General features: G+C 68.9%; 8 protein-coding genes. 6 read left to right on the top strand and 2 right to left on the bottom strand.

Annotated features, from left to right (window positions below):
- Positions 1–54 precede the first annotated feature (54 nt).
- The 5 genes from hemC to ACLPJJ_RS10310 all read left to right on the top strand — a co-directional run bounded on the left by hemC (position 55) and on the right by ACLPJJ_RS10310 (position 5,057).
- Positions 55–1,020, top strand: coding sequence for a hydroxymethylbilane synthase (gene hemC, locus ACLPJJ_RS10330; RefSeq protein WP_443590894.1), 966 nt, complete (start codon positions 55–57; stop codon positions 1,018–1,020).
- Positions 1,017–1,685, top strand: coding sequence for a uroporphyrinogen-III synthase (locus tag ACLPJJ_RS10325; RefSeq protein ID WP_443590893.1), 669 nt, complete (start codon positions 1,017–1,019; stop codon positions 1,683–1,685). The genes hemC and ACLPJJ_RS10325 overlap by 4 nt, the downstream gene beginning before the upstream one ends.
- Positions 1,686–1,810: 125 nt before the next feature.
- A complete protein-coding gene (locus ACLPJJ_RS10320; RefSeq protein ID WP_443590892.1) occupies positions 1,811–2,575 on the top strand; it encodes a hypothetical protein in 765 nt (254 codons plus the stop codon).
- A 4-nt stretch (positions 2,576–2,579) separates the two neighbouring features.
- A complete protein-coding gene (locus ACLPJJ_RS10315; RefSeq protein WP_443590891.1) occupies positions 2,580–3,785 on the top strand; it encodes a heme biosynthesis HemY N-terminal domain-containing protein in 1,206 nt (401 codons plus the stop codon).
- Positions 3,786–5,057 carry a glycosyltransferase family 87 protein gene (locus tag ACLPJJ_RS10310; RefSeq protein ID WP_443590890.1) on the top strand — a complete coding sequence of 424 codons (1,272 nt, stop codon included), beginning with the start codon at positions 3,786–3,788 and terminating at the stop codon, positions 5,055–5,057.
- 90 nt (positions 5,058–5,147) lie between these two features.
- Here the strand turns inward: ACLPJJ_RS10310 and metW are convergent, their stop codons facing one another.
- Both metW and metX read right to left on the bottom strand, forming a co-directional pair.
- Positions 5,148–5,765, bottom strand: coding sequence for a methionine biosynthesis protein MetW (metW, locus tag ACLPJJ_RS10305; RefSeq protein ID WP_443590889.1), 618 nt, complete (start codon positions 5,763–5,765; stop codon positions 5,148–5,150).
- A complete protein-coding gene (gene metX, locus ACLPJJ_RS10300) occupies positions 5,762–6,904 on the bottom strand; it encodes a homoserine O-acetyltransferase MetX (protein ID WP_443590888.1) in 1,143 nt (380 codons plus the stop codon). Before metX ends, metW begins: the two co-directional genes overlap by 4 nt.
- Positions 6,905–7,016: 112 nt before the next feature.
- Here metX and ACLPJJ_RS10295 point away from each other — a divergent pair, with 112 nt between their 5' ends.
- Entirely contained in the window at positions 7,017–7,880 is an 864-nt protein-coding gene (locus ACLPJJ_RS10295) for a chorismate mutase (RefSeq protein ID WP_443590887.1), read from the top strand.
- The last annotated feature ends 8 nt before the right edge of the window (positions 7,881–7,888 follow it).

Below are 7,888 nucleotides of genomic sequence, written 5' to 3'. Positions count from 1 at the left end.
ATTCGCGCTCATCCCACCTCTACGCTGCCAGTCGCACGGTAATAGGACAGCGTCATGACCATGGCCACGCCATCGCCTGATCGTCCGCTGCGCGTCGGCACGCGCGGTTCGCCGCTGGCGCTGATCCAGGCCCGCGATTTCATCGCCCGGATGCAGGCTGCCTGGCCCGAGCACCGGTTCGAAGAACAGGTCATCCACACCACGGGTGACGCCACCCAGGCGGCGGGCACGCGGCTCGCGGATATCGGCGGCAAGGGGCTGTTCGCCAAGGAGATCCACGAATCCCTGGCCGAGGGGCGGATCGACTTCGCGGTTCACAGCCTGAAGGATCTGGAAACCACGCTGCCGCCCGGCATCGCGCTGGCCTGCACGCTCAAGCGCGAGGATGCCCGGGATGTGCTGATCCTGCCCCCCGGCGTGGCCCCGAAGGACCCAGCAGACCCGTACGGCGCCCTGCCCCAGGGCGCGCATGTGGGCTCGGCCAGCGTGCGGCGCCAGGCGCAGCTGAAATACGCCCGGCCGGACCTGAATTTTTCCCTCTTACGCGGCAATGTCGGCACGCGGCTGGGCAAGGTGGAATCCGGTGAGCTGGACGCCACGCTGCTCGCCTATGCGGGGCTGCGCCGCCTGGGGCTGACCGAGAAGGCCAGCGTGGTGCTGAGCCCCGAGCAGATGGTGCCCTCCGCCTGCCAGGGCATTGTCGGCATCACCGTGCGTGAGGCCGATACCGAGCTGCTGTCGCTGCTCTCGGGCATTGAGGACCCGGAGGCCAAGGCCGTCTCCACCGCCGAGCGGGCGCTGCTGAACGCGCTGGACGGCTCCTGCCGCACTCCGATCGGCGGCTACGCCCGGCTGCTGGAAGATGGCAACCTGCACCTCACCGGCCTCGTGGCGCGGGCGGACGGCACATTCCTGCTCAAGCGCACGGCCACCGGCGCTGCGGCGGATGCCGAGGCGCTGGGCCGCGAGCTGGGCCGCGAGCTGAAGGCGGGCAGCCCGGCGGATATCTTCCTGCCATGAAGCTTCTGGTCACCAGGCCGGAGCCGGGGGCAAGCGCCACGGCGGCGCGCCTGGCGGCCATTGGGTACGAGCCAGTGGTTGTGCCCTGCCTTACCATCCGCACCACAAAACCGCGCATGCCGGAGCACCCGGCAGCACTCGTCATCACCAGCGGCCAGGCCGTTCCTGCCCTGCCCGCCACTCTGCATCACTTACCGACCTTCTGCGTGGGGGACGCCACGGCAGCCAAGCTGCGCCAAGCCGGGTTCACCCGCGTGGAAAGTGCTGGCGGCAATGCCGAGGATCTGGCCCGGCTGGTGGTGGCGCGCCATGTGCCGGGGCTGCATCTCCTGGCGGTAGGGGAGCGGCAAGGGCTGGCCCTGGCCGGGAAACTGCGCGAGGCGGGCATCCCGGTGCTGCGCCGCAAGGTCTATACCGTGACCCCGGCCCGGCATCTGCCTGAGCCCGTGGCAACGGCGCTGGAGGCGGGGGAAATCGCCGGCGCGCTGTTCTATTCGGCCGAGACCGCCCGCGCCTTTGCCCGGCTGAATCCGCCCGGCACGGCGGGTATAACCGCATATGCCCTTAGCGAAATGGTCGCGATTGCGTTACAAGACTTGCCCTGGGCGCGAATCCGTGCGGCAGTGGTGCCAACGGAAGCGGATCTGATGGCATTGCTGGCATGAGCGAAACAGAAACAACGAGCGAAACCCCAAGAGAGACACCAATCGAAACCACTCCCCCGGTTCCCGCAACGGCACCCGCGCCCAGCGCGCCTGCCGCACCGCGCCCCTCGCGCTCGGCCTGGCCGGTGGCGTTCACGCTGGGCTTCCTGGTTCTCGGCGCGGGCGAGGGGTATCTCTGGTACAACCAGCAGGCCCACCAGGCCGATGCCACGCAGCTTGCCGTGCTGCACACGCAGATGGACGACCTGCGCGCCGAGACCGCCCACACCGCCCCGGCCCCGAACAGTGTGACGGTCCAGGCCGATCTGGCACAGAAATACGTCGACTTGGCCGCGCAGGTGAACGCTATGCAGGCGCAGGAAGCCGCCGACCATGGCCAGCTCAGCCAGATGCAGGCCAACTCCACCGATCTCGGCAAGCTGACCACGCGCATCGCGCTGCTGAACGCGCTGGCGACGGCGCGCATGGCGCTGGATGCCGGGCAGCCGCTCGGGACCATCCCGAACGCGCCGCCTGCCCTGGCGCAATTCGCCACCGCCGCGCCGCCAACCGAAGCCGCCCTGCGGCAGAGCTTCCCCGAAGCGGCCGAAGCGGCGGCAGCGGCGAGCCTCTCGCCCAGCGGCAATGTTGGCTTCTGGGCACGGGCGAAACTGCGGCTGGAAGGGATCATCACCATCAGCAACGGCAACACTGTGCTGTTCGGCCCGCCCGCCGCGGCTGTGCTGAACCAGGCCGGGGCCGCGCTTACGGCGGGAGATCTGGCCGGGGCGGTGGCGGACCTGCAGGCGCTAAGCCCGCCGGCCCAGGCCGCGATGGCGGGCTGGCTGGCCCAGGCGAAGGCGCTGCTCGACGCGCGCGCCACGTTGATAACCATGGCACAGGGCGCCTGACCCCATGCTGCGCGCGGTGAAATTCATGCTCCTGGCCACGCTGCTGCTGGCGCTGGTGTGGTGGGTGGGCGGTCTTCCCGGCACGGTCACGGCGCATGCCGGGCCTTATGCGGTCACCACCTCCACCCCGGCCGCCCTTCTGTTGCTGTTCATCATCGCCGTGCTGCTCACAATGCTGCTGCGCGTGCTGGGCGGCATCCGCCGCGCCCCCGGGCAGCTTGGCGCATGGCGCGCCGGCAAGCGGGCGGCGGCGGGCGAGGCCGCCACTCTGCGCGGACTGGCGGCGCTGGCGGCTGAGGACGCGAAGGCCGCAAAGGCCGAGGCGGCACGGGCGCTGAAGCTGCTGGGGGAAACCCCGCTCGCCCTAATGCTGAGCGCCGAAGCCTCGCGCCTCTCCGGCGATGCCGCGCAGGCCAAGGCCGCGTTTGCAAAACTTACCCAGCACAAAGAGCTGAAATTCCTCGGCCATCGCGGCCTGCTGCGCGAGAGCCTGGCGACGCAGGACCACGAAGCGGCCCGCCAGCACGCCCAGGCGGCGGAGGCGGCGTATCCGGGTGCTGCCTGGACCCGCGCACAGCAGCTGGAACTGGCGCTGCGGGAGCAGAATTACGCCACCGCGCTGGGCCTGACGCAAAACAAGCATGAGATTGCAGCACTTGCCACGGCGGCGGCACAGAACGCGGCCAGCCCCTCCCAGGCTCTGGGTTTCGCCAAGCAGGCGGTAAAATCCGACCCCCAACTGGCCCCGGCCGTGGTGGCTCTGGCCGTTGCACTGCGCGCTCTGGGCAAAACCCGGGCGGCAAAAAAAACGCTGCGCATGGGGTGGAAAGCCGCCCCGCATCCGCTGATCGCCGACGCATGGTCGCTGCCCGGGGCAACGCCGCTGGACCGCGCGCGGGAAGCGCCGGAGTTGGCCGCCGCCAATCCGGGCCATGTCGAATCCGAATTGCTGCTGGCGCGCGCGGACCTGGAAGCCGGGTTGACCGGCGAAGCCACGCGCCACGCCCAGGCGGCGCTGGACGCCGGGGCCGATGACGGCCGGGCGCAGGGCATTCTCGACCAACTGGCCGGCCAGCCTGCCCAGCCCACGCGCTTCGCCTGGATCTGCGAGTCCTGCCATCACGCGCAGCCGGATTGGGCGCCGGTCTGCCCGGTCTGCCACAAGATCGGCTCGCTCAGCTGGCGCGCCCCCGGCACGGCGCTGGTGTGAGTGCCCGGCCCGGGCGATGACGGCACCGCAACACTGAGCGGCGCGGGCATAAGCCGCCGCCTCGCCCGGGCTGTCACCGCCCTGGCATTGCTGGCGGGCGGGGGGCTGTTCCTGCTGGGTGTATGGGCGCAGGCAACACGGTTGTGGCTGTATCTGCACCAGGGGTTGGGCTTTGCCGACCCGTTCTGCACCACCGGCTACTGCGATTACGGCATGTTCTGGCTCGCGGGCGTATTCGCCCGCCACGGCCAAGCGGCCTTGCTCTACGACCATGCGCGCTACGCCGCGCTGGCGGCACAGCTCCTGCCCTACAAGTCCGGCTGGTGGCCCTTCGTGTACCCGCCGACCATCCTGCTCCCGGCCTGGGTGATCTCCGCCCTGCCGCTGGTGGCGGGGTATTATCTCGTCTCCCTGGCGCTGCTGCTGGCCTCGGTGGCGCTGCTGCGCCGCGCCGGGATTCCCGGCTGGTGCATCGCCGCAGGGCTGATCTCCTTCCCGGCCATGTGGAATCTGTACCTCGGCCAGTTCGGACTGATCTGCGGCGCGCTGCTGGTGTTCGGCCTCTCACGGCTGCGGGCACGGCCGGTGCTGGGCGGGGCGGCGCTCTCGCTGCTGGCAATAAAGCCGCAATACGCGCTGCTGGTGCCGGTGGCGGTGCTGGCGGCGCGGCGCTGGAAGGCCGTGGCCGCGGAGGTTGCGGGCGTGGCGGCGCTGCTTGGCCTTGGCTGGGCGCTGGGCGGCACGGCGATGTTCACCGCCTATCTCGGCCCGGGGCGCGCCGCCATGCATGCCCTGCTGACACAGGCGCCATCGCCGCACGGCTATCAGGCCATGGGCATATCGGTGTTCTGGCTGCTGCACGGACTGCATTTTTCCACACTGGCGGCTTATGCCGGGCAAGGGCTCGTCTCCACCGCCTGCGCGCTGATCCTGTGGCGGCTCTGGCGCAATGGCGAAACCCCGCTCGCCGCCACGGTGTTCTGCACGCTACTCGCCAGCCCTTATGGCTTTACCGATGACCTCGCCATCTATGCCGTGCTGCTGCCTACCCTCGCCCGGCGGGAGACACCCTGGCGCAACGCGGGTCTGGCTTGGCTCTGGGTGCTGCCGGCTTGCGCGCCGAGGGTCTTCAGCCACAGCGGCGTGCTGATCGCGCCGCTGCTGCTGCTCGCGGCGTTAATTGTGGCAGGCTGTTCGGAAACTCGCTCTGGTGAGTCAGTCAGCGTGTTTTTTCGAGCTGCGAAGCGTGCGCCATTGGTTCGAGCACGCTGAGCAGTGAGCGGAGCGTACGTTAAGTACGTGAGCACCGGAAGCGCAGAAAAGCGCGCTGAATGGCCGCCAGAGTAGAGTTTACAAACAGCCTTAAGCCTTGCGGAGGAGGAACAGCCCTTGCTCGCCAAACAGATTCGCCAGCCGGCGTGAGCGCCGCCACGGCGTGCGCGCGCCCTGCTCATCCGCCGCCAGCCAATCTTCCACGATATAGCCGTCCTGATCACACAGGGTGAAGAAATCGCTGATCGTGCAGGGGTGGATGTTCGGCGTCTCGTACCACATGCGGTTCCAGCCCGCGGTCATCGGCATGCGCCCATTCAGCAGCAATTGCAGGCGCAGTGTCCAGTGTCCGAAATTCGGGAAGCTGACGATGGCATGCGTGCTGATGCGCAGCATCTGCGCCAGCACGTCGCGCGGTTTCTCCACCGCCTGGAGCGTGCGCGAGAGGATCACATAATCAAACGCATTGTCAGGATAGGTGACAAGCTCGGTATCCGCGTCGCCCTGCATCACCGGCACGCCATGCGTGACCGCGCGCTGCACCTCCTGCATGTCGAGCTCGATGCCCCGCGCGTCGCAGTTCTTCTCGCGGAACAGATGGTCGATGAGCGTGCCGTCGGCGCAGCCGATATCGAGCACGCGCGAGCCCGGCGCCACCAGCCCGGCAATCAGCTCGAGATCGACACGGATCTTGCGGGGCGCGCTCATGCTAGCCTCGCATGCTCGGCGCAGCCGGCCAAAAAGCCGCGCACCGTCTGATGGAAATCCGGCTCGTCGAGCAGGAAGGCGTCATGCCCCTTGTCCGACTGCACCTCGACGAAGGAGACATTGGCCGCGACATGGTTGAGCGCGCGGGCGATGGCGCGCGACTGCGCGGTGGGGAACAGCCAGTCGGACGAAAAGGACACGAGCAGGAACCGCGTTTTCGTGCCCTTGAAAGCGTCTCCCAGCACGCCATGATGGTCCGCCGCCAAGTCGAACAGATCCATGGCGCGGGTGATGGTGAGGTAGGAATTCGCGTCGAAGCGCTGCACGAAGCTGGAGCCCTGGTATTGCAGATAGCTCTCCACCGCGAACTGGTCGCCCAGCGCCGAGAGTCCCTCGGCATGCTGCAGCTTGCGGCCGAATTTGCGGGTCAACGCAACCTCGGAGACATAGGTGATATGCGCGGTCATGCGCGCCACGGCCAGGCCGCGCTCGGGGCGCACGCCCTCGCGCCAGTAATGCCCGCCGTAAAAGAACGGGTCGGCCGCGATGGCCTGACGGCCAATCTCGTGGAAGGCGATGTTCTGCGCCGAATGGTAGGAGGCGGTGGCGACGGGCACGGCGGCGAACACCGCCTCGGGGTATAGCGTCGCCCAGGCCAGCACCTGCATGCCGCCCATCGAGCCGCCAATGACGGCGAACAGCCGGGCGATGCCGAAATGGCCGACGAGCAGCTTCTGCGCCCGCACCATGTCCTGGATCGTCACCTGCGGAAAATCGGTGCCCCAGGGCCGGCCGGAACCATCCGGATGCGCGCTGCGCGGGCCGGTGGAGCCCATGCAGCCGCCCAGCACATTGGCGCAGATGACGAAATATTTGTCCGTATCCACCGGCTGGCCGGGGCCAACCAGATATTCCCACCAGCCGGGCTTGCCGGTTTCCGGGTTCCGCTCGGCCACGTACTGGTCGCCGGTAAGGGCGTGGCAGATCAGGATGGCGTTGCTCTTCTGCGCGTTGAGCGTACCATAGGTGCGGTAGGCCACGGTCACGGCGGGCAAATGCTGGCCGCAATCCAGCGTCAGACCCTGGGGAAAGGTCACGCTCTGGTGCTGCGTCTCCGGAAAGGCGGGATTCTGGTCCATGCTACAACCTCCGCATATGCTCTGAGCGCCCCTGGCGTGCAACCCTGCGAGCCCCCCGATTCCGCAGGGCTGGCTTGGCGGCACCCGCGCAATTGAGTAACAGAAACCGGCGATGACCCATTCCCTCCCCCAGAATACCCGCCTCGGTGAACTTCGCGCTCAGTTGGACGCGCTGGACGACCAGATTCACGACCTGCTGATGCAGCGGGCGCGGGTGGTCGAGGGGGTCGCCGAGACTGGCGGCAAGACCGGCACCAAGATCCGCCCGGGGCGCGAGGCGATCATCCTGCGCCGCATGCTGGCCCGCCATTCCGGCGCCCTGCCGCGCCAGGCGATCATCCGCTTCTGGCGCGAACTGTTCGGCGCGGCGCTGATCATCGAGGGCGGGCAGACCATGGCGGTGTGCGACGGCGAGGGCGGCGAAACCCGCCTGGCCCTGGCGCGCGAGCATTTTGGCCCGCTCACCCCGGTGCGCCGCCACGCCAACCCGGCCCAGACCATGGCGGACCTGACCCGCGAGGGCGGGGCGCAGCTGGCCGTGCTGCCGCCCCTGGCCGAGGATGACGAGGCGCATGGCGGCTGGTGGCCGCTGCTCACCGGCACCGGATCGCAGCGGCTTTATGTCATCGCCAAGATCCCGTTCTGGACCAAGCGGGCCGAGGGCCTGCCCCTGGGCGACGCCTATGTGGCGGCCACCGTGCCGCCCGACCCCAGCGGCGATGACCGCGGGCTGATCGCGCTGCAATTCAACCCCGACACCTCCCGCGCGCGCATGATGTCGCTGGTGCGGGATGCCGGGTTCCAGCCCACCGCGCTCTGGGTGCGGCGCCTGCCCGGCGATACCCGCCTGCACGCGCTCGTCGAGGTGGCGGGGCTGGTGGAGGATGCCGACCCGCGCCTGACCGCCATCGCCGGACTGGATGCGCCGCCGGTGGTGATCGGCGGCTTCGCCGTGCCGCTGGGAGAGACCGCATGAAAAAGCCC

The sequence above is a fragment of the Acidocella sp. genome (assembly GCF_052326845.1).
In the GTDB taxonomy this organism is placed as follows: Bacteria; Pseudomonadota; Alphaproteobacteria; order Acetobacterales; family Acetobacteraceae; genus Acidocella.
This window is presented reverse-complemented; position numbering and strand designations above follow the sequence as displayed.